Here is a 21556-nt window from a genome sequence, read left to right as displayed (position 1 = left end):
TCTGATTTCCGGACTTTATACGATATACGATCCTGAATTCATAAATAATGGGGAATGTTAAAACAGTCAGTGTGCGGTGACCCGCCCTGGCTGTTTTTTGATCTTCAGCGGCAACTAACGCATTGGGTAGCCGGATCTTACATCGCGTAGGAAGCGGCTGGAGCGGAGGGACGATTACTGCACAGGAATCCGATTGCGATTTTTCCGGTTTATGGTAAAATCTTCACCAATACAAATGGCTATTGAGATCCATGATGAAATAAAGGAGCATGCCCTTGAGAAATGTAACGGTGGGAATGATGATACGAAGGCTGCTTATTTTTGTTTTGGCCGCGCTGCTGCTGTTCCAGCTGGTCGACTGGCTCCCATGGAGAGACGGCAACCGGCTTATGATCGCGGACTTGAAAAACGACGGCCGGGTTACGGCGTATCCGGTGAACCGGAAACTGAGCATGGATGACGATACATTTACTTTAAAGGAGCTGTACACCACGTCCAAACGGACCGCGATCCGCTACGCTTTCCGCAAAAAGGTGCGGGACGGCTGGTCCTTCCCGACGGCTTCCGTCAAGCTGCTGGACGCGTCAGGCAACGAACTGATCCAGCACGGGGCGAGCAGCACCGGAGTGCCATGGGGAGAGAACGGATGGATCTATTTTGACCCTCTGCCTGCAGGGACGAAGAAGCTGACCCTCCGCTATGATTGGTATGACCGGCAGAGTGAGCTGCCGATTCTCCTGGAGAAGGAGGAGAGCACCCAATGAAGATCAGCAGGCTGGGTGGAGTGCTGGAATGGTGCGCGGTCCTGATTTTGTTCATCATCCTGCTGTGGGTATCCGGATTGGATCGCGGCAGCTTTTCGGCGCAGGGCGCCCATGAGCTTTCCGAGCGAAGCTATCATTACGGGCCGTCCAAGGTCATGAGGAAGGTTCAAGTGGATCAGGATACGGTGGTGTTCCTGGGCACCTACAAGCAGTGGTTTTCTGCCGATACGGTTACCTGGAGCCATTTTAAATGGCATCCCAGCGGAGGTGTCGCCGGTGTGCCCAAAAATCCGGAAAAACCGCTGGCCTACAGCTGGGATATGAAGAGCACCGGATCGGATGGCGGGCTGGCCAAATTTTACGGTTATGTCAACGATCCCGACATCGTTACCGTGGAACTGGATGTGGTGATAGAGGACCGCGGCAGCAATACGACGACGTCGGGATCGGAGCGGCAGCGCATATCGGATGACCGCATGTTCCTGTTCGTGTGGAAAACGGAGGGACGGGATTTCTCATGGCAATCCATCAAAGGACTGGACCGGGAGGGAAAGGTCAGGTACGAGCATAAGCTGCAGTAACGCCGCAAAAGTCGCAGCACGGGGAACATAGGCCGTCTTTATTCCTTTCTCCGGTCCCCGGGAATCTGAAATCCCTATGGTAAAATGCCTCCGGGTTGTGATATACTGAATATCCTTTTTAAGCGCGGCTTATGGATAAACCTTAAGCATTGGCTTACAAGAGCAGGAGCGGTTAACCCGCTCCTTAATACTTTTAGGAGGTAACTGAAAGTGGAGACCGATTTTCAAAGTGCCTATCAAGAGGAAGAGAGTAGGCTGAATGCGACGATCGCTGAGATCGACCGCCAGCTTGAGAGGCTGGGCGGCATTCCGGTATACACCGGGCATGATTTTACGGAGCAGGTGCTGGAAGCGGGTCGGGAAGAGAAGCGCCAGGCCCTGGCCAAAAGCTTGCAGGAGCCTTATTTCGGCAGGCTGGACTTCCAGGAAGGAAGCGGGGAGCGCAAGCCGCTCTACATTGGTAAAATCGGCGTAGACCAAGCGGAGGTCGGCGACCACCCGATGGTCATTGACTGGCGGGCGCCGGTGGCCAGCCTGTTCTATTCGTTTACGGGCGGGGAAGAAACGGCTTCGTACGAAGCGCCTGAGGGTATCATCGAAGGGCTGGTGTATTTGAAGCGGAACGTGGTGATCCGCAAGCAGATTTTGGAGAGGGTGGCCGATACATACAACCGCGAGAGCGACCAGCCCGCCGTGTCCGACGAGTTTCTCGTATACCGGCTGGGCGAGAACAAGGACAATCGCCTGCGGGACATCGTGTCGACGATCCAGGCGGAGCAGGACCGGATCATCCGGGCCGCGCGGAACACGGCGCTCATCATCCAGGGGGTGGCGGGAAGCGGTAAAACAACCGTGGCGCTGCACCGCCTGGCTTTTCTGCTGTACCAGTACAAGGACCAGGTGTCGGCGGACAAAATGATCATTTTTGCCCCGAACCACATGTTCCTGGATTACATCTCCGACGTGCTGCCTGAGCTCGGGGTCGGGGATATTCAGCAGAGTACGTTTGCGGACTGGGCACTCCAGCTGCTGGGACTTGACCTTCCGCTGGCCGATAACGAAGAAACGCTGCGGTATTGGTTCGAGACGCCGGGGGGCATGCCGGAAATCACCGATAACGTGCCGGGACGGTTCAAGGGGTCGATTGGATTCATGCAGATGATCCGTGACTGCTTGTCGTCTATGGAATCGAGTTCAGTGCCTCCCGGCGATTTTATGCCGTGGGAAGGGGCAACCTTGACTAGAGAGACGATTCTGCATTGGTTCAATGAGGAATATAAGCCGTACCCGCTGGCGAAGCGAAAAGAAAGGGTCATGGCCAGAATCCACCGCTGGATCGAAATGGAGCTGAAAAAGTCGCCTTCGGCGGCAGCGCTCAAGGACCGGAAGAAGAAGGCGGCGCAGCGTGAAAAGTCGTATGCGAACAAATGGCCGAAATACGAGCCGCTGCTGCTGTACAAGCAGATGTTCAAAGCCGTCAAAACGGCCGGCGGCTGGCCGGAGGAAGCGCTGAGCGGCATCCCTGCCGCGGTGCTGAAATCTACCCAGTCCGACTTGAAAAAGGACATCATCCGGGAAGAGGATCTTCCGGCTCTCCTTTATATGCACTACCTGCTGAACGACATTACGGGGGAACAGCGTTTTGACCATATCGTCATCGACGAAGCGCAGGATTTCTCCCCGTTTCAGGTGGCGGTGCTGGACTTGTTCGTGCGGGGACACTCCTTCACGATTCTGGGCGACTTGTCGCAAGGGATCCACGCCTACCGCGGCGTCCACCGCTGGGAGGAGATGAGCTCGCTGTTTGCTCCGGAGAACACCGCCTACTTTGCCCTGACGCGAAGCTACCGCTCGACGATGGAGATTATCGAATTCGCCAACGGCATCCTGGAAAATGGCGTAAAGAGCGATCTGCTCGCCGTACCCGTTTTCCGCAGCGGCAATCCGGTGCGCATTCTTCCGTATCATACGGGAGAAGCGGGGAGGGTCCGCTCCCTTCAGGAAGGGCTGCAGCAGCTGGCCGGCGGCGATTACCGGACCGTAGCCATTCTAACGCGGACGCTGGCCGACGCCGCCCGGCTGCATGAGCAGCTGGCCCCAGGGATACCCGACCTGCATTTGATAGACGGCGGCAAAAAGGCGTATGAAGGCGGTTTATCGGTTCTGCCCGTGTATTTGTCCAAAGGTTTGGAATTCGACGCCGTCATCGTGGCCGATGCGGATCTTGCCCATTACGGCGATCAGGCTTGGGATGCCAAGCTGATGTACGTCGGCTGTACGCGCGCGCTGCACGAGCTCTGGATCATGCATGAGGATGCGGTGCCGCAATATTTGAACAACCCGCAGGAGGATATCGTCACAAGCGGGTGGAAATAGCATCGAACTTAAGACCGTTCCTTTCACAAGGGACGGTCCTTTTTTTTGTGATAACCGTTGCAGCCCAGTTTTTCAAAATACGATTGACAGTTCCTGGGAGGGGAGATATACTGAAGACAAATGAATGAATGGTTCATTCATGAAAATAAGCAAAGGCGGTCGATCGAATATGAACAATACAGTACGGTTCAACAATAGCCGGACGCTTGAAGGTAAATATATCGTGATCACGGGAGCGACCAGCGGCATTGGTTACGCGGCGGCAAAGGCATTGGTACTGAAAGGGGCGAAGCTGGGCATCGTGGCCCGCAGCCGCAGTAAAGCTGCGGAATTGTCGGCAGAGCTGGGTAAGATGACAAACGGGGAAGCCCAGGTAGACTGCTTCATTGCGGATATGTCATCCCAGCAGGATATCCGCCGCGCAGCGGCAGAAATATTGAACCGCGTTCCCCGGATCGACCGCCTGATCAACAACGCGGGAACGATGTTTGTTAAGAAGAAGCTGTCCGAGGACGGCCTGGAAATGACCTGGGCGGTGAACCATCTGGGCCCGTTTCTCCTGACCAGCCTGCTGCTGGATCGGCTGAAAGCGAGCGGCGATGCCCGGATTATTACGACCTCCTCCCACGGCCACAAAATGGCGAAAAGAGGCATAGATTTCACCGATATGAACGGTGACCGCCTGTACAGCGGACCAAAGGCGCTTCTCGGAGGCGCGAATCTCCGCTATGGCCAGAGCAAGCTGGCGAACATTTTGTTCACCGCCGAGCTGGCCAGACGGCTCAAAGGTACGGGAGTTACGGCTCACTGTTTTGATCCCGGTCTGGTGGCGACCAACTTCAACCAGGATAACGGAGGGCTGGCCCGGCTGACGATGGCCTGCATGAAGCCTTTTTCCCGAACGCCTGAACAAGGGGCGCAGACGCTCGTATGGCTCGCAGAATCACCGGAGCTTCTGCTGAAGAGCGGCGGTTATTACGCGGACATGAAGCTGCAGACGCCTTCCGATGCTGCGCGGGATGAAGCCGGCGCGAGCCGTCTATGGCAGGTGAGTGAAGAGCAGACCGGACTCCTTGCCGGACCGGGCTTACGACGGATACAATAAAAGCAGGGATGACGACTGATAAAAAGGAGGTCGCCGACGTGGCACCGCTGAACGAGCAGCAGTTGGAACAAATTCATGATGAACGCAGGGAACAGATCAAGAAGGCGGCGCTGAAGGTGTTCGCCCGGCACGGAATCAACGGAACGAAAATGAGCATGATTGCCGCCGAAGCTGGAATCAGCCAAGGGCTGTCTTACCGCTACTTCAGCTCCAAGGAAGAGCTGTTTACCGAACTCGTGCAGGAGGCGATGGAGGAGGCGCAGCACTCGATGAAGGAGCTGGGGCGTATGCCGGGAAGCCCTGCCGAGCAAATCCGCGTCCTGACGGAGGCTATGCTGGAGGGTGATAATAAGGATGCCTTTCTGCTGATCCACCAGGCTCAAACCTCGAGCGATGTTCCGGAGCGGGCGAAGGAAATGATCGGGCGGTATTCGCCGGAGGATACGATTGAGCAGCTGGTCCCGATTCTGGTCAAAGGCCAGGAAGCAGGCGAATTTCGCGAAGGAGACCCCCGCCGGCTGCTGTTTCTCTATCTGTCTGCGCTGACGGGCTTAATGCTGCAGGAGGTACCGGGACAGCCGGATTATTGGCGGAATGAGAGCGGCCTTCTGATGGGAATTCTCCTCCGGTAGCCCGGTACAGCAGCAGTGGTGAGGAATATCCTATCATCATTGAAGAGGTAAAGAATATTTATATCCGTTCTTTCACTTGCTGGAATTCCCAAAATATGAGTTAATAAAGGTGTCGGACGGCCGACGATTCTGTACGAAAGGAGGCTGATGCAATTTGATCACACAATACGAGGTGGTCTTCGCGTAAGCGAAGCCCCGCAGTATCGGGGGGCCGATCGGCTCCCCTTATACCGTTTTATTAAAATATATGGGTACATAATTCGAAAGGAGGCGAAAACAGCATGATCCAAGCATTTAGCGGGTTTGAAACAACCGTCGGAACTGGACATCTGTTGAAGTTTAAGGAGGACGTTTATCGTGAATTACAAAAACGGGAGGGATGTGCTTCCCCCTAGTTTGCTGAAGGAACTTCAGAAACATATTGAGGGCGAGCTGATTTACATCCCGAAGAGAAGCAACGAACGCGTCGGATGGGGTGTAAACAGCGGGACACGGCAAATGATCGAACGCAGAAACGAGGAGATCTTTGCTCTTCATTGCCAAGGTCATTCAATCGAATACTTGAAACAGGCTTTCCACCTGTCTCAGGAGAGCATCCGTAAGGTGATTTTTAAAAAACGGTCGGAACACGCCGAGGATGCCTCGAAACAAAAAGTGTCGGCACGCCAGTAGGCGAACACCTCCCCATCTATGCGTAATATAGATCGGAGGAGAAAAAATATGATGGAACACCACTATGTACAAGAGAAATTGATGGAATACAAGCACGCGGATCTGCACAGACGAAGGAGCCGGTTGCTGCGTGCTACGGAAAAACCTGTGGAAAGCACAGTACAGCTGTATGCCGGTTGGAACAGTCCATGGCCAGGTATGCTCTCGCGTTTGTTCCGCTCCAAAATACGGCAGCAGTAAAGAGTGCGCGCAGCGTTAAACCTCTTTTTCATATGCTCGAAATGGCTCAGCAGGCGGGCCGTTTCTAAAGAAACCGTTCGGATGCTGAACGGTTTTTTGCTGTTTAAGATTATAGAATTTATAAAATTCAGCGAAGCTGAACCATTCTATAATCGCAAGAAAAACTTCAGCTAAACGCGGTCTGTCTTCTTTGGAAGTACGTCGATAGACGTTTTTCTTAAGATTATAGAATTTTATAAATTTCAGCGAAGCTGAACCATTCTATAATCGCAAGAAAAACTTCAGCTAAACGCGGTCTGTCTTCTTTGAAAGTACTTCGATAGACGGTTTTCTTATGCCCGGAAGTCCGCCTCCTTCCTTCTTTTGGCTGCGGTTACAAAGCAATAGCATCGGGGCTAAGCAGTAAGGTACAATGAAGAGGGGGCATATTCAAGCGGTTACGAAAGCAAAAGGACATGCTGCACCCAGATATCCGTGAACCGCGAGGTGATGCAATGAGTCCGAAAGGTTTGACGGTCAGGGAAATGCTGAAGCTGCCGGTGATGGAGCATGCGCAGCTGATCAGCGGGGAACGTGGTCTTGACCGTATCGTACAATATATAGATATTTGGGAGGTTCCCGATATCGGAAATTGGCTGCGGGAAGGCGAGATGGTGCTGACGACAGGCTATTCGACCCGGAACGACCCGTCGCTGCTGGTCGAAATGATCGAACAGCTCGCCAAAGTGAACGGGGCGGGGGTGGCCATTAAGCCGGAACGCTTTATTCCCCATATCCCGCAGGAAATGATCGATAAAAGCAACCAATACGATATTCCGATCATTCAGCTTCCTATCGGGATGGCTTACATCGACATAACATATCATGTTATGGATCAAATTTTAAACCGACAGGCCGTGCTGCTGAGGCGGGCCGAAGAGGTCAATAAGGCGCTGACCCGGCTGGTATTGAACAATAAAGGCATTCAAGTCGTCGCTGACAACGTCTCGGAGTTGATTGATTCGCCGATATGGATCATCGGTAAGGCCGGAGAGGTGCTGGCGTCGTCGCCGGAAGGGTACCCTTACCGGTCTTCGGGGAAGCATCATCAGTGGGAGGTTAGCGTCGACAACAAAATGCTGGGTAAATTTGTGGTGGAGAAGCGGGAGCTGAATGAGCTGGATCTCATGCTGATTGAGCAGGCAAGGCTCGTTTTCTCGCTTGAGCTGATGAGGAACAAAATCGCCAAGGACACGGAAAACCGGCTGCGGGGCACGTTTTTCGAGGAGCTGATTTTGAACACGGTGTCCGATGAGCGGGTGACGGCCTCCAGGGGACGGCAGCTCGGTCTTTCGCCCGAATGGCTGTGGGAAGTGGCTGTCGTCGAGGCGGACGAGCCTTTTTACAATGAGGACAGTACGGTCGTCACGAATATTCAGGCGTTCATACGTAAGGAGTCTGCCGCGCGGAAAGTCCGGTCCCAGCTCCAAATCCATGGGGGAAGGATCGTGCTGTTTCTGCCCTCCGCCAAGCCTGCGGGACAGGACCGACGGATCGTGGACAAGGATGTGACGCTTCCATGGTGCGATGCCCTTTCCGGGCAGCTGAGCTCTTGGGAAGGAGTGCGGATGGGCATCGGCCGTCCGGGCTCCCTGGTCGAGGCACACCGAAGCTATGGCGAAGCCCGAACGGCGGTGTCAATCGGATACCGGCTGAACCAGGAGCGCCGGATGTTCACCTACACGGAAGTGGAGATGATCCATCTGCTGCAAGAATCGACCGACCCTGCCCGCCTGAACCGGTTCGTTGAGGAAAAGGTAGGCGTGCTCGCTGAACATGACAGGACCCACGGCACAAATTACGTCAGGACGTTATATCATTATATGGCGACAGGCGGCAGCCTGAACGAAACGTCGTTGCGGATGTTTATTCACCGCAATTCGGTAAATTACCGGATGGACCGGATTAAATCGATTCTTGATCTGGATTTGAACAATCCAAGGTGCCGTTTCGAATTGTACTTATGTACGACATTTTATTTATTAAATCATTAGCGGATCAAAGCGACCCTTTGTGCCATGAGCACAAAGGGTCGCTTTCAGTTTTGGTGGATGAGTACATTGTTCCATCGGGGTGAAAGGCATAAAATCTAATGTAATATATTTTAACATCAATAGTTTAAAGGAACGAAGGGGTGATCGACTTGATAGGATTAATTCGTGTATTTACGGCGAAAGATAATGAAGTGCTGCAGGCGCACGGAAACATGATTCAAGAGCAATTTGAAGTCCCTGTCATGAGCAGAAGCATACCTGATCAACCGCTGGGCATTTACGATGATGCGTCGGAGGAAGCAGCCCTTCCGAAAATCGTAGAGCTTGGCATCCAGATGGAGCAGGAAGGCTGCCGCCTGCTGATTGTCAGCTGCGCCGCCGATCCGGGTGTCCGGGAATTGCGCAGCCGTGTGTCGATCCCCGTCATCGGGGCCGGAAGCTCGGCTGCTTTGGTCGCTCTCTCGCTCGGCGAGCCCGTCGGATTAATGGGGATCACCGAAGGGATTCCGCCGGTCATGAAAGTATTGCTGGATGAGCTGATCGTAGGATACTCCCGGCCTGAAGGCGTGACCAATACGACGGATCTGATGACGGAAGCGGGACGGCAGAAGGCGCTGGAAGGAGCACGGTCCCTGGTGGAGAAGGGAGCAAAAGCGATTGTATTCGCTTGCACCGGTTTCTCTACTATTCATTTTGCCGATGTGATCCGGAAAGAGCTGCAGGTTCCCGTCGTTGATATCGTCGAAGCGGAAGGCTTGATGGCCGCCAACTATTATAAGCAGATTATTTCCGCTTCCTGATCGCTCGAATTTGCCAGTACTGTATTACCCTGATGCGAGGCGGTGAAATCTCCCTTCTCATAAGGATTGGGAAGAAGATACTTTTCCTTAACCTCTGAGTGGGCATCCAGGCCCAGCAACACCGCTTGTGGCATGGCATAAAACATATCCTTCAAATGCGGCCTGCAATATAGATTGAACTATAGAAATGAATATTAAAGTGCCAAGTGAAATTCATATATATTGGAGGCGTTATCATGAGCGAAGTAAAACACGAAGCAGAACAAGCAGGCGGCAAAGAGAAGCACCCCAGCATTTTTGAGCCCTTTGGCTTGATACTCAACATCGTTACCGCCATCCTGGGTGCCATCGTCGGGATACAAATCGTTACCACGCTTGGTGTTACGCCGAATACGGCTATTATCGGAGCGCTCGTGGCGATGCTGATCGCGAGGATTCCGATTGCGGTCTTTAAAAAATACAAGTCGGTACACCGGCAAAATATGGTGCAGACTTCGATATCCTCGGCCACGTTCGGGGCGGCCAACAGTTTGTTTATTCCGATCGGCATTCCGTTCGTGATGGGGGAAACGAAGCTGATCGTTCCGATGCTGATCGGTGCAGCGCTGGCCATGTTCGTGGATGCGGCGCTGCTGTACAAGCTGTTCGACTCGAAGCTGTTCCCCGCGTCAGGGACATGGGCTCCGGGCGTAGCGACAGCCGAATCGATCATAGCCGGCGATAAGGGCGGCAAGCGCGCCGGACTGCTCGGCGTCGGTACGGTACTCGGACTCATCGGTTCCTATTTCCACATTTCGATGTCGGCCTTCGGCGTCGCCTTTATCGGCAACATCTGGGCGCTCAGCATGTTCGGCATCGGCCTTCTGATCCGGCAGTATTCCATTCCGTGGTTCAACATTAACGTGGAGGCTCTCTATATCGCCCATGGCGTCATGATCGGCGCAGGGATCGTCGCCCTCGTTCAAGCCGCGATTCTGATTTTCAAGCGGCCGAAAAAATCGGAACGGGAAGCTGACGATTCGAAGTATACCCGTACGGAGGGTGAAGCGAGACGCTCCCTGGGACTGGGCTTTGTCGCTTACCTGATCATCGCACTTATTATCGCCATCATCGGCGGCCTGATGACGAAGATGTCGCTCGGCATGCTGATCGGCTTCCTGTTCTTTGCGGCCTTTGCCGCGTTTGTGCACGAAATTATCGTCGGCATCGCGGCGATGCATTCCGGCTGGTTCCCGGCCTTTGCCGTCGCGTTCATTACGCTTTTGTTCGGCATGCTGATCGGCTTTCCACCGGTGGCGCTGGCCCTTTTGGCCGGATTCAGTGCCGCTACCGGCCCAGCGTTTGCGGACATGGGATACGACCTGAAGACAGGCTACATTCTGCGCGGCAACGGGGAAGACCCCGAATTTGAAAAGCGGGGCAGAAAGCAGCAGTACATGACAGGCATGATCGCCTTCGGCGTAGCCGTTATCGTTGTTGCCCTGACGTATAATTCGTACTTCTCGCAAAAGCTCGTTCCGCCGATCGATACGGTTTACGTATCGACGATTCAAGCGGGAACCTCGGGCGACGTGGCAATGAAGCTGCTGCTTTGGGCCATTCCTGGCGCCATTCTGCAGCTCATCGGCGGCGCCAAGCGCCAGATCGGCGTCATGTTCGCGACAGGCCTCCTTATTGCGACACCGAACGCCTGCTGGGCGGTCCTTGCGGGTCTCTTGATCCGGATCGTTGTCCTGAAAGTGAAGGGGAAGGAAGCCGAAACGCCAATGAGTATCCTGGCGGCCGGTTTTATCGCAGGGGACGCGCTGTACAGCTTCTTTAACTCGATATTCAAAATCAGAAAGTAGGTGCATACACCAATGGCACGTATACCTTTGGATGAAAGCATGATGGAGAGCGCCGTTTATGGCGGCGCAGTATTGGGCGGCGGCGGTGGCGGCTGGATCGAGGAAGGCCTGCAAATCGGCCGGCTCGCACTCGAACTGGGACAGCCGGAGCTGCGTACCATCGACGAATTCGCCGACAACGACACGCTCGTGACCGTATCGCTGGTCGGTGCACCGGGGGCAAAGGATAAGTACCTGAAGCCCATTCACTACTCCAAAGCGCTGGACATGCTGGCCGGCTTGCTCGGCAAGCCGATCTCGGCCATTCACACCAACGAGAACGGGGCTGGCACAACGGTCAACGGATGGCTGCAGTCGGTCATTACCGGAATTCCGCTGGTCGACTTCGCCTGCAACGGCAGAGCGCATCCGACAGGCACGATGGGTGCCCTGAATCTGACGGAGGTGGAAGATTACGTGTCCCACCAAACGGCCATCGGCGGTAAAGGTGACAACTATCTGGAGTTCAGCGTCTCCGGCTCCCTTGGCAAAGCGGCGTCGATGATCCGCAAGGCGTCGGTTGAAGCGGGCGGCCTGGTCGCAGTGGCGAGAAATCCGGTGACCGCAGCTTATGCGAAGCAGAACGGCGCTCCGGGAGCCATCTCGCAGGCGATCGAAGTCGGCCGGGCGCTGCTCGGCGCCAAAGGCGAAGCAGCTATCGAAGCAGTTGTCGCCAAGCTCGGCGGCCGGATCGTGGCGGCCGGAGAAGTGACGGATTTTCAGATCGAGACGACCGGCGGATTCGATGTCGGGACCGTGCAGATCGACGGGCTCGAAATGACGTTCTGGAATGAATACATGACGCTGGAAAAGGACGGGGAACGCTTCGCGACATTCCCGGACCTGATCATGACCCTGGACGCCAAGACGGCCAGACCGGTCGTGACCGCCGCTTTGGAGAAGGGGCAGCAGCTCGCCGTGATCGTCGTGCCGAAGGAGAAGCTGCTCCTCAGCACCACGATGCGCAACAAGAAGCTGATGCTGCCGGTGGAAGACATTATCAAGAAGCCGGTTCTGGATTATTTGTTCTAAATCGTTACGGATGGTTCGAAAGTTACAGAGAGAACACCCGCACAACAGACAGAAGATGGAGGTATCGGTCATATGACACTCAAGCAAACGATGATTTCGCTGGATGCGATGGATGATGGCTATGTAACGGGAGAGAAGGTTAAAGCGCTGTTCGCCGGCTATGCGGAGATCTCCGTCGAAGTACAGACAGTAACCGGCGAAAAGGGAAGCACCGATTTTATTAAAATCGTCATCCCGGGAACCGAGGGCAAGTCCAAGGGCGGTTCTGTTCCGACCCTCGGCATCGTTGGACGCCTTGGCGGCATCGGCGCCCGTCCAAGCCGGATCGGACTCGTCTCCGACGCTGACGGGGCAGTAGCGGCGGTTGCTTCCGCGCTTAAGCTCGCGGATATGCAGGTCAAGGGTGACCGCCTCAAAGGCGACGTCATCGTGACGACGCATATTTGTCCGGACGCCCCGACCCGTCCGCATGAGCCGGTAGATTTTATGGATTCGCCGGTTGATATCGGTGCGATGAACGCTCACGAGGTGCTGCCGGAAATGGACGCGGTCCTCTCAATCGACACGACGAAGGGCAACCGGGTCATCAACCATAAAGGCTTCGCCATTTCGCCGACCGTCAAGGAAGGTTACATTTTGCGGGTGAGCGAGGACCTGCTGCGCATTATGGAAATGACGACGGGACTGCTGCCGGTGACGTTCCCGATCACGATGCAGGACATTACACCTTATGGCAACGACTTGTACCACATCAACTCGATCCTGCAGCCTGCCGTGGCCACCTCGGCACCGGTCGTCGGGGTAGCCGTAACGGCCCAGTCGGTCGTGCCGGGATGCGGCACGGGGGCGAGCCACGAGATCGACATCGCCGCCGCGGTCCGCTTTGCGGTGGAAGTCGCCAAAGAGGTCACGAACGGAACCTGCGCGTTTTATAATCCGGATGAATATGACCGGATCGTCAAGCTGTACGGTTCGATGAAGGTGCTGCAGACGGCGGGGAATGCCTGAGACAGCACGGAAGAGGGAAGAGGCCAAACGGCCGTCTTCCCTTTTTCAGCAGGGAGATCCCCGTTTGGGTACGATTTAATCATGACGTAACCAGGGGATCACGAACAATGTGTAGTGGGGAAGCTTCATTCGATATCGATCATGGTGAAGGAGGATCAGCGGTATGACGAAACTGGGGGTAATTACGATCGGGCAGGCGCCGCGGAAGGACGTTACGCCGATTCTGGAGGAGCATTTACCAAGCCGGGTGGACATCGTTCAGGCCGGCGTGCTGGACGGAATGACCAGGGAAGAAATCGACGCAAAGCTGAAGCCGGAGGAAGGCGACCATACGCTCACCTCGCGGTTAACGACAGGGCAGTCGGTCGTCATGGGAAGAAGCAAGATGCAGCCGCTGCTTCAGCAGAAAATTTATGCGATGGAAGAGCAGGGCATCCGGCAGATTTTGCTGCTGTGCACAGGCGTATTTCCGGGACTCGCCACCCAATCTTCCTATTTGATCGAACCGGATCATATCATTCCCCCGGCGGTGAAGGCGATGGTCGGCCCAAGACGTTTGGGCGTCATCGTTCCGCTGGAGGAGCAGAAGGACAGCATGAACTCGAAGTTTGAGCTTCATGGACTGCATCCGGTGTTTGCCGTTGCTTCGCCGTACATTGTTGAGGAAGGGAATTTCGAAGCCGCCGCACGCGCGCTGAAGGATCAGACGGATCTGATCCTGCTGGACTGCATGGGATATACGGAGGAAGCGCGCCGTATCGTGGCCGAAGCCTCCGGCTTGCCGGTCATTCTGTCGAATGCTATTATGGCTAAAATCGTATCGGAAATGATTTGAGCCGGTCGAGCCCTATTTTTTATAAGGAAGGAAGCTGTTTCGCAATGAATGAAAAGATCGTTGAAATCAGTATGAACACGTTGGCCGATTGCCTTGGCTTGAAATCCGGAGAGACTTTTCTGGTCGTTACCGATGAGAGCCGGAAGGAGCTTGCCGAAGCGCTGCATGAAGCCGGAAAGCGTCTCGGAGCCGAGTCGATGCTGGCTGTCATGACAGAACGTGCGAAGTCGGGGGAGGAGCCGCCTGAGGCGATTGCGGCCGCAATGACCAAAGCGCAGGTCGTGGTATGCATTACGAAGCACTCGCTGACGCATACGCAGGCCCGCAAGCAGGCGGCAGCCGCCGGAGCGCGTCTGGCTACCATGCCGGGCATCACCGAGGACATGTTCCTGGAAGGAGCTATTGCCGCCGATTATACGCAGGTCAAAGCGCTGACCGAAAAAGTGACGGATATGCTGACAGGCGCCCAAACGGTGCGCATCGAGAAGGACGGCCGTTCGCTGGAGTTTTCCATCCAGGGGCGGGACGGGGTGCCCAGCACGGGCATGTATCTGGAGCCGGGGCAATCCGGAAACCTGCCTTCGGGTGAAGCCTATATTGCACCGGTCGAAGGAACGGCCGAAGGTCAAATCGTCGTAGACGGCTCCATTGCCGGCATCGGCAAGCTGTCGGGCCCGATCGTGCTGACCGTGGAAAAGGGACGCCTGACCGCGGCCGAAGGCGGACCGGAGGGAGAGAAGCTGCTGCAGATGCTCGGCGATGGGGACGGCCGTCTGCTTGGCGAGTTCGGCATCGGCACAAACGAGAAGGCCCGGATCACCGGCGTCGTGCTGGAAGACGAGAAGGTGTATGGCACGATCCACGTAGCCTTCGGCAGCAACAACACGTTCGGCGGCGTCGTCGCCGCAGGCGTGCATATCGATTGCGTCGTCGGCAAGCCGGATGTGTATCTGGACGGCCGTCAAATTATGAACAATGGGGAATTGAACGGCTGAACGCTATGATGTTCTAGTTGAATGCCTATTGCTTGAGGGGGAGAGACATGGGACGGAACATGATACGAAACCGCTTCGAGCTGGAGGGAAGCGTGACGGACGAAACGCACCTGAACGGGACGATCCAGGTTCTGACCAGCCATGAGTCCGTCCGGGGCTTTACGCCGGAGGAGGTGCCGCCGGCCGCGCTCGAAGCGATCCTGACGTCCGCCAGAAGCGCACCTACTTCCTCCAACCTGCAGGCTTACAGCATCATCGTTGTCCGGGACGCGGACCGGAAATCGCGAATTTCGGCACTGTCCGGCCACCAGGGTTTTATCCAGGAAGCGCCGGTGATGCTGGTTTTCTGCGCGGACATTCATCGACTGAAATATGTAACGCAGCGGCAGGGCTACGACTTTAAGGCGGACACGCTTGAAATGTTCCTGCTGTCTTCCGTCGATGCCGCACTGGCGATGCAGAACGCCCTGGTCGCTGCCGAAGCGCTCGGTTATGGCGCCGTCCCGGTCGGGTCTGTCCGCAACCATCCGGAGGAGCTGGCGCTTGAGCTTGGCCTTCCCGAGGGGATGTTTGCCGTCGTCGGCCTTGCGGTCGGTCGGGAGCGTGAAGGGGTGCGCAGAGGGGTGAAGCCCCGTCTGCCGCGGAGCGTTACGGTTCATGAAGAACGGTATTCGGCCGCCGCATTGGACAAAGGGCTGAAGGCGTACGATGAGCAAATGATATCACGCCGATCGTATGACGGCCGCCGGGTCTCGATTGCCGGCGAACCGGAGAAGGAAGGATCGGATTATGGCTGGTGTGAGCACACGGCCAGACGCTGCACGCGACCGGAGACGATCGCGGCATCGGCAAGCTTAAGAGAGAATTTACGGGAAGTTTTGATGCGGAGAGGATTTTCCTTGCGTTAGGCGAGAGGGGGATAACACCATGGATGTACTGGAAACCATCAAGGCAAGGCGCAGCGCGCGTTCTTTTACCGACCAGCAGCTTGAGCCGCATATCGTGGAGGCGATCGAGGAAGCCATTCTTCACAGCCCGTCGGCAAGCAATGCGCAGGAATCGCATTTTGTGATCGTTCAGGACGAGGTGCGGATCCGGCATATCAAGCGGTTTGCGCAGGGGCTGTCGGGGCAGCCGGCAGCGGTGGTCGTCCTCTGCAGCAATCATCAGGAGGCGCTGGCACGGGGCGGAGCAGACAGTGCCGACACGCTGCGGTTCATTAATTTGGGGGTCGCCGCTTCCGCGATCATGCTCACCGCTCAATCGCTCGGCGCGTCCAGCTGTCCGGTCCGGTCGTTTCACGCACCGTCCATTGCGGCCATTACCGGTTTGCCGGAGGAAGTGAAGCCCGAGCTGCTGATCAGCCTCGGCTACGCCGACAAGCCGCCGCGTCCGAAAACGTCCAAGCCGCCGAAGGAGATGATTTCATTTGAACGCTATGGAAACTAACCTGGGCGCAGGGGATATGCGGGAGCGAATGCTGGATTTTGCGGCCTATGTGCTGACCAGCGCCCGCGCCCTCTACCGTGAGCCCCAGTCCTACGGCCCGATGCGGCTCGCGGATACGCTGGAGAAGGGGCTGGAGCTGCTGCAAGCCGCCGGAATCCGGGACGAGACGGTGGAGCAAGCCATGGCTGCTGTCCGCGAATCCCGGCCGGTGGCGATGACGGACCCTGAAGGCTTTGCCGAAGCCTTGGACCGGGCGATCGCCGTGTTGGTTCAAGCGACGCTTGAAGTGGAGCCCGAAGCTTAGCAGCTCGCCGCAATGACGAGAGCCATTGTTAATATTACACCGCAGTCCGGCTGGCCGGCTCTGCGGTGTTTTTCGTCATGCGGGCCATTATAATAAAGGCATAACCATCCATTTTCTACAAAGAAGGAGAACAACGAACGATGCAGCATCAGGTGACGGAACATTGGGACGAAGCGATGTGGCAGCAGGCGGAGCCGATTTATGAGGAGGCTTTTCCGGAGCATGGGCGGAAAACGATAGCGATCATCATGCGCATGTTTGAAAGGGGACTGTGTGCACTGCATGTCTGGAGCGAAGGCCAAACCGCAGCGGCCATGGCCCTGACGGGAACGGATGCCAAGGAAAACCTGCTGGTCATCGATTATATTGCGGTACGGGGAAGTTTAAGGGGACAAGGGGCCGGACTTGCCTGCCTACGGGATTTGCGTGAATGGGCCGGCAGAAGAGGCTTCAGAGGCATCGTCATCGAAGCGGAAGCCGATCCGTCGGAAGAAAACACCGGCAGAATCGCCTTTTGGAAAAAGGCCGGTTTTACGCCGACGGCCTACGTGCATTCGTACATTTGGGTGCCTGAAACGTACCGGGCGATGTACCTCAGCCTTGATCCCGAGCATCCCGTCGAATCGCATGACGGCGGCGAGGAGCTGTTTCAGTCGATCCTGCGCTTTCACGAAAAGGCCTACCGCCGTCCGAGCAAATCATGAGCGCACCTCCTGTTCGCCCGGAAACAGATGGGAATGAACTCTCCCGGCCGGGTATGGTATGATAGAAGAACAGCTTTGGTCCGCAGGGACAAGCATTTTAGACTTTCAAGGACGTGAATCGAATGGACTTATTCTCTTTCCAGCAGGACGCGAATCCGGGCGCACGGCTCTTGGCCGACCGGATGCGGCCGACCACGCTGGATGAATATATCGGGCAGGAGCATATCGTGGGTCCAGGCAAGCTGCTTCGCCGGGCGATCGAAGCCGACCAGGTATCCTCCATCCTCCTGTACGGGCCTCCGGGATGCGGCAAGACGACGCTCGCCCATATTATTTCGCAGCATACGCAGGCGGACTTCGTCCGGCTGAACGCGGTAGACGCTTCCGTCAAGGATGTCCGCGAGGTGATTGACCAGGCCCAGACCAATAAATCGATGTACGGAACGAAAACGATCCTCTTTCTGGACGAGGTGCACCGTTTTAACAGCTCGCGCCAGGACGCGCTGCTGCCTGCGGTGGAGAAGGGGACGATTATTTTTATCGGAGCGACGACGGAGAACCCGTTCCATTATGTGAACGGCGCCTTGATGAGCCGCTCGACGCTGTTCCAGCTTCATCCGCTTACTAAGGAGCATTCCATGCTGGCGATGAAGCGGGCGCTGCAGGATCCGGACAAAGGGCTCGGCTTTATGAAGTTGAAGGTCGATGAGGAAGCTCTCGATCATATTGCGACGATGGCGAACGGGGATATCCGGCGCGCGCTGAATGCGCTGGAATTGGCGGCATTGACGACGCCTCCTGAGGCGGACGGATCCGTCCATATCACGCTCGAAGTGGCGGAGGAGTCCATCCGCCGGCCGATCGTGCGTGCGGACGAGTCGACCCAGTATGACGTGCTTTCGGCGTTTCATAAGAGCATCCGCGGCTCAAGCGATGCCGCGCTGTTCTGGTTCCTCTACGCGGTGGAGAAGCTGGGCATGGACCCGATGGTGTTCATCCGCCGGCTGATTGCCGCCAGCAGCGAGGATATCGGACTGGCCAACCCACAGGCGATGGTTCAGGCCGTCAGCGCGCTGGACGCTTACCGGAACAACGGCTGGCCGGAGGCGAAGCTGAACATTGCGCAGGCGATCCTGTTTGCAGTGGAGAGCCCGAAATCCAACAGGGTCTATACGGCGATTTCGAATGCGATGTCCGCTATGGACGAGATCAAATCCGCGGAAGTGCCGCTTCACTTGCGGGATACGCACTATAAGGGCGCCGTCAAGCTGGGCCATGAAGGGTACAAGTACCCGCATAATTATCCCGGCCATTATGTGAAGCAGGACTACCTGCCGAAGGAAATCGCCGGCCGGGTATTCTATGAAGCGTCGGAGCAGGGCAACGAGGCAAAAATCCGGCATAACCAGCAGCTTCGGAAGGATTAGTCTTAGACTGCAGGTGCCTGGGAACATCCTTCGATTGGGGATTAGTTTTGCAATGACAGCAGGATAATAATGCTGGCGGGGAGAATCTTTAAGGACGGCATGCAAAAAAAACGCCGGCCCTCGAAAGAGCCGGCGGTTTGCACATATGCTTTGCGTTTAGATGGCAGCTTCGTATTGAACTTTTTCCACCTTGTCGATCGTTCCACCGCCCAGGCACACATCGTCCTGGTAGAACACGACGGCTTGGCCGGGTGTAATGGCCTTTTGCTTCTCGGCAAACGCAACGTGGACGCTGCCGTCCGGCAGCCATTCCAGTGTAACCTTCTGGTCGGGCTGACGGTAGCGGAACTTGGCGGTACATTGGAAGGGCTCTTTGGGCACGGCCCCTTGTCCCGCGATCCAGTTCACGCCTGAAGCGATGAGTCCGGTAGAGTACAGGCTGGGATGCTGATCCCCCTGCACGACGTACAAAATGTTCTTCTCCAAATCCTTGTCGGCGACGAACCATGGTTCACCAGAGCCGGAACCGCCGATACCAAGGCCTTGGCGCTGTCCGAGCGTGTAGTACATGAGGCCGTCATGGCGGCCTTTGACTTCGCCGGTGGCGATATCGACCATTTGGCCGGATTGGGCAGGCAGGTATTGGCTCAGGAACTCTTTGAAATTGCGTTCTCCGATAAAGCATACCCCGGTGCTGTCCTTTTTCTTGGCGGTGTAGAGCCCGGCTTCCTCCGCAATTCGGCGGACCTCAGGCTTAGGCAGATGTCCGATCGGGAACATCGCCTTCGACAGCTGCTGCTGATTGAGCGCGTTCAGGAAGTAGGTCTGATCCTTGTTGCTGTCCACGCCGCGCAGCAGCGTATAGACGCCGTCCTGCTCGACAACGCGGGCATAATGGCCGGTGGCTACATATTGGGCGCCCAGATTCAGCGCTTTCGTCAGAAATTCGCCGAATTTAATCTCGCGGTTGCACATGACATCGGGATTTGGTGTGCGGCCCAACTTATATTCATCGAGAAAATAGGAAAATACTTTATCGTAATATTCCTTTTCGAAGTTCACCGTGTAATAAGGAATGCCGATCTGCTCGCAGACGCGGCGGACGTCCTCGGCGTCGTCTTCCGCGGTGCAGTTGCCGAATTCATCGGTGTCATCCCAGTTTTTCATAAAAATGCCGATGACGTCGTAGCCCTGCTGCTTCAGAAGCAGCGCGGTGACGGATGAGTCGACACCGCCGGACATTCCGACGACGACACGTATATTTTGATTATCTGTAGACAAAAGTCATCACCATTTTCATATGAGATTGTGCCCATAGCCTCTATTTTAACACATTTGTCCACAGATCACACCACATAGGTTGTCCACCGGACGCGAACATTTCTTTGTTTTGTCATTGTTTTTTAAACCAAAACGGAGCCGAATATGTTAACATAGGCTAGGGAAATGATCGGAATACGCAGATATGGAAAAGCTTACATAAGCTGTATTCTCTTGGATTAACTCACCGACATGCTGAACCAAAGCCATTGATAACGATACATGAGGAAGAGCTAAATAGATGCAACTCAAGTTTCGAAATTTGAACCCCCTGTTGTCATAGGCTTATCCAAGCCCATCAACATGAAGATTTTGAGTTCATTCTATATAGATACCATGAATTTTACTTGAGAGAGGTGCCACCTTTGAAAATATCGACAAAAGGCCGTTACGGCTTGACAATCATGATGGAGCTTGCCGCCAAATACGGCGAAGGGCCGACATCCCTGAAGAGCATTGCCGAGAAAAACCAACTTTCCGAGCACTATCTGGAGCAGCTGATCGCTCCGCTCCGGAACGCCGGACTCGTTAAGAGCATCCGCGGGGCTTACGGCGGTTACATCTTATCGCGTGAAGCTTCCGAGATTACAGCCGGTGATGTCATTCGCGTGCTCGAGGGGCCGATTTCGCCGGTCGATTTTACAGAAGAGGATGATCCGGCCAAACGTAATCTTTGGCTGCGGATCCGTGACGGAATCGCCAACGTGCTGGATTCGACGACGCTTGCCGACCTGATTTCCTACCAGGAGAAAGAGACGTCCGAGAACTATATGTTCTACATCTAGACTACAAGCTGCAGCCACTCGCCCCTTGCGAGTGGCATTCGGCTTTGCAAACGGCGTACCTTCCAGGTGTACCTTCTGTTGGGATAGTCAACTTCCAAAGTTTTGTAAGTAAATGTTTTCCAAATTAAAAACAGACCCGCTTCGGCGAGTCTGTTTCCGGTTGTTACTGTTGACGGAACTGGTTGTTGAACCCCGTTTGGAAGCCTTGCGGCTGCTGCGTTTCCATATATCCCGATACCGGCTGGGAAACGGAGCTCACCATTTGCTGGGCCAGGCTGGAGATTTGCTGCAGCTGTTGAATGGCGCGCTGGTGGCCTTGAAGGGCGGATTGAATCATTTGCGACGTTTGCTGCTCACGCTGAGCGAGCTGCTCCAGCTGCATCGCATTTTGCTGCTCCTGCTTCAGCATTTGCTGGTAAGTCATAGAAGCTTGTTGGGTTTGCTGCGTCAGCTGATGAATGATTTGGTTGATTTGCTGGGATTGGGAATACGGGTTCATGTCATGACCTCCATATCGGGATTGGATTACCGACATATTATGACTACCCGGAAACCGTTCTATCCGAGCCAAACCCTGTATGAACAGGCTCCAAATTCCTGACTTGAAT

At 55.4% G+C, this 21556-nt stretch carries 21 protein-coding genes; 19 read left to right on the top strand and 2 right to left on the bottom strand.

All coding sequences use genetic code 11. From position 1 onward, the window contains the following. Positions 1 to 275 precede the first annotated feature (275 nt). From KI379_RS20625 to KI379_RS20540, 18 genes are all read left to right on the top strand, one after another. Complete coding sequence (locus KI379_RS20625) at positions 276 to 764, top strand: DUF5643 domain-containing protein (protein ID WP_212984553.1); 489 nt, start codon at positions 276 to 278, stop codon at positions 762 to 764. Then, the gene (locus tag KI379_RS20620) at positions 761 to 1345 is read left to right on the top strand and encodes a DUF5044 domain-containing protein (RefSeq protein WP_212984552.1); all 585 of its coding nucleotides are present in this window, start codon (positions 761 to 763) and stop codon (positions 1343 to 1345) included. Before KI379_RS20625 ends, KI379_RS20620 begins: the two co-directional genes overlap by 4 nt. A 210-nt stretch (positions 1346 to 1555) precedes the next feature. Beyond that, complete coding sequence (locus KI379_RS20615; RefSeq protein ID WP_212984551.1) at positions 1556 to 3721, top strand: HelD family protein; 2166 nt, start codon at positions 1556 to 1558, stop codon at positions 3719 to 3721. Positions 3722 to 3890: 169 nt separating this feature from the next. Beyond that, a complete protein-coding gene (locus KI379_RS20610) occupies positions 3891 to 4826 on the top strand; it encodes an SDR family oxidoreductase (RefSeq protein WP_212984550.1) in 936 nt (311 codons plus the stop codon). A gap of 38 nt (positions 4827 to 4864) precedes the next feature. After that, entirely contained in the window at positions 4865 to 5458 is a 594-nt protein-coding gene (locus KI379_RS20605; protein WP_076177007.1) for a TetR/AcrR family transcriptional regulator, read from the top strand. Positions 5459 to 5815: 357 nt separating this feature from the next. Next, a complete protein-coding gene (locus KI379_RS20600) occupies positions 5816 to 6130 on the top strand; it encodes a CD3324 family protein (protein ID WP_089548337.1) in 315 nt (104 codons plus the stop codon). 734 nt (positions 6131 to 6864) lie between these two features. Beyond that, positions 6865 to 8403: a PucR family transcriptional regulator gene (locus KI379_RS20595; protein WP_212984549.1), complete on the top strand. Its 1539-nt coding sequence runs from the start codon at positions 6865 to 6867 to the stop codon at positions 8401 to 8403. Positions 8404 to 8552: 149 nt separating this feature from the next. Further along, positions 8553 to 9203 carry an aspartate/glutamate racemase family protein gene (locus KI379_RS20590; RefSeq protein ID WP_076169626.1) on the top strand — a complete coding sequence of 217 codons (651 nt, stop codon included), beginning with the start codon at positions 8553 to 8555 and terminating at the stop codon, positions 9201 to 9203. A gap of 236 nt (positions 9204 to 9439) precedes the next feature. Next, positions 9440 to 11050 (top strand): OPT/YSL family transporter, encoded by a 1611-nt coding sequence (locus KI379_RS20585; RefSeq protein ID WP_076169627.1) that lies wholly within the window; start codon positions 9440 to 9442, stop codon positions 11048 to 11050. Positions 11051 to 11062: 12 nt separating this feature from the next. Further along, complete coding sequence (locus KI379_RS20580; protein WP_212984548.1) at positions 11063 to 12121, top strand: DUF917 domain-containing protein; 1059 nt, start codon at positions 11063 to 11065, stop codon at positions 12119 to 12121. Positions 12122 to 12193: 72 nt separating this feature from the next. Further along, the gene (locus KI379_RS20575; RefSeq protein ID WP_212984547.1) at positions 12194 to 13129 is read left to right on the top strand and encodes a DUF1177 domain-containing protein; all 936 of its coding nucleotides are present in this window, start codon (positions 12194 to 12196) and stop codon (positions 13127 to 13129) included. Positions 13130 to 13292: 163 nt separating this feature from the next. Beyond that, the gene (locus KI379_RS20570; RefSeq protein ID WP_212984546.1) at positions 13293 to 13964 is read left to right on the top strand and encodes an AroM family protein; all 672 of its coding nucleotides are present in this window, start codon (positions 13293 to 13295) and stop codon (positions 13962 to 13964) included. Between the two features lie 44 nt (positions 13965 to 14008). Then, complete coding sequence (locus tag KI379_RS20565) at positions 14009 to 14959, top strand: aminopeptidase (RefSeq protein ID WP_212984545.1); 951 nt, start codon at positions 14009 to 14011, stop codon at positions 14957 to 14959. Positions 14960 to 15006: 47 nt separating this feature from the next. After that, positions 15007 to 15867: an NADPH-dependent oxidoreductase gene (locus tag KI379_RS20560; RefSeq protein WP_212984544.1), complete on the top strand. Its 861-nt coding sequence runs from the start codon at positions 15007 to 15009 to the stop codon at positions 15865 to 15867. Positions 15868 to 15886: 19 nt separating this feature from the next. Further along, positions 15887 to 16408 carry a nitroreductase family protein gene (locus KI379_RS20555; protein ID WP_212984543.1) on the top strand — a complete coding sequence of 174 codons (522 nt, stop codon included), beginning with the start codon at positions 15887 to 15889 and terminating at the stop codon, positions 16406 to 16408. Beyond that, complete coding sequence (locus KI379_RS20550) at positions 16398 to 16712, top strand: DUF6092 family protein (protein ID WP_212984806.1); 315 nt, start codon at positions 16398 to 16400, stop codon at positions 16710 to 16712. Before KI379_RS20555 ends, KI379_RS20550 begins: the two co-directional genes overlap by 11 nt. A 140-nt stretch (positions 16713 to 16852) precedes the next feature. Further along, the gene (locus KI379_RS20545; RefSeq protein ID WP_212984542.1) at positions 16853 to 17416 is read left to right on the top strand and encodes a GNAT family N-acetyltransferase; all 564 of its coding nucleotides are present in this window, start codon (positions 16853 to 16855) and stop codon (positions 17414 to 17416) included. Between the two features lie 122 nt (positions 17417 to 17538). Next, on the top strand, positions 17539 to 18843 hold the full coding sequence (locus KI379_RS20540) for a replication-associated recombination protein A (RefSeq protein ID WP_212984541.1): 1305 nt from the start codon (positions 17539 to 17541) through the stop codon (positions 18841 to 18843). Between the two features lie 156 nt (positions 18844 to 18999). Here the strand turns inward: KI379_RS20540 and mnmA are convergent, their stop codons facing one another. Further along, on the bottom strand, positions 19000 to 20124 hold the full coding sequence (mnmA, locus tag KI379_RS20535; protein ID WP_326104071.1) for a tRNA 2-thiouridine(34) synthase MnmA: 1125 nt from the start codon (positions 20122 to 20124) through the stop codon (positions 19000 to 19002). 404 nt (positions 20125 to 20528) lie between these two features. Here mnmA and cymR point away from each other — a divergent pair, with 404 nt between their 5' ends. After that, positions 20529 to 20948: a cysteine metabolism transcriptional regulator CymR gene (cymR, locus tag KI379_RS20530; RefSeq protein WP_076169637.1), complete on the top strand. Its 420-nt coding sequence runs from the start codon at positions 20529 to 20531 to the stop codon at positions 20946 to 20948. A 163-nt stretch (positions 20949 to 21111) separates the two neighbouring features. On the opposite strand, the gene KI379_RS20525 is transcribed toward cymR, so the two are convergent. Continuing rightward, the gene (locus KI379_RS20525; RefSeq protein ID WP_212984540.1) at positions 21112 to 21447 is read right to left on the bottom strand and encodes an AMP-dependent synthetase and ligase; all 336 of its coding nucleotides are present in this window, start codon (positions 21445 to 21447) and stop codon (positions 21112 to 21114) included. Positions 21448 to 21556: the final 109 nt, after the last annotated feature.

Origin of the sequence: Paenibacillus cineris, assembly GCF_018333335.1 — a bacterium.
GTDB lineage: Bacteria > Bacillota > Bacilli > Paenibacillales > Paenibacillaceae > Paenibacillus_AQ > Paenibacillus_AQ favisporus.
The sequence above is the reverse complement of the archived record's forward strand: the minus strand, read 5'-3'. Positions and strand labels throughout refer to the sequence as shown.

Coding starts and splice junctions, on each gene's coding strand:
- KI379_RS20540 (WP_212984541.1), top strand. CDS start 17,539: ATGGACTTATTCTCTTTCCAGCAGGACGCGAATCCGGGCGCACGGCTC.
- KI379_RS20620 (WP_212984552.1), top strand. CDS start 761: ATGAAGATCAGCAGGCTGGGTGGAGTGCTGGAATGGTGCGCGGTCCTG.
- KI379_RS20565 (WP_212984545.1), top strand. CDS start 14,009: ATGAATGAAAAGATCGTTGAAATCAGTATGAACACGTTGGCCGATTGC.
- KI379_RS20555 (WP_212984543.1), top strand. CDS start 15,887: ATGGATGTACTGGAAACCATCAAGGCAAGGCGCAGCGCGCGTTCTTTT.
- KI379_RS20580 (WP_212984548.1), top strand. CDS start 11,063: ATGGCACGTATACCTTTGGATGAAAGCATGATGGAGAGCGCCGTTTAT.
- KI379_RS20550 (WP_212984806.1), top strand. CDS start 16,398: ATGGAAACTAACCTGGGCGCAGGGGATATGCGGGAGCGAATGCTGGAT.
- KI379_RS20570 (WP_212984546.1), top strand. CDS start 13,293: ATGACGAAACTGGGGGTAATTACGATCGGGCAGGCGCCGCGGAAGGAC.
- KI379_RS20595 (WP_212984549.1), top strand. CDS start 6,865: ATGAGTCCGAAAGGTTTGACGGTCAGGGAAATGCTGAAGCTGCCGGTG.
- KI379_RS20560 (WP_212984544.1), top strand. CDS start 15,007: ATGGGACGGAACATGATACGAAACCGCTTCGAGCTGGAGGGAAGCGTG.
- KI379_RS20585 (WP_076169627.1), top strand. CDS start 9,440: ATGAGCGAAGTAAAACACGAAGCAGAACAAGCAGGCGGCAAAGAGAAG.
- KI379_RS20525 (WP_212984540.1), bottom strand. CDS start 21,447: ATGAACCCGTATTCCCAATCCCAGCAAATCAACCAAATCATTCATCAG.
- KI379_RS20610 (WP_212984550.1), top strand. CDS start 3,891: ATGAACAATACAGTACGGTTCAACAATAGCCGGACGCTTGAAGGTAAA.
- KI379_RS20575 (WP_212984547.1), top strand. CDS start 12,194: ATGACACTCAAGCAAACGATGATTTCGCTGGATGCGATGGATGATGGC.
- KI379_RS20545 (WP_212984542.1), top strand. CDS start 16,853: ATGCAGCATCAGGTGACGGAACATTGGGACGAAGCGATGTGGCAGCAG.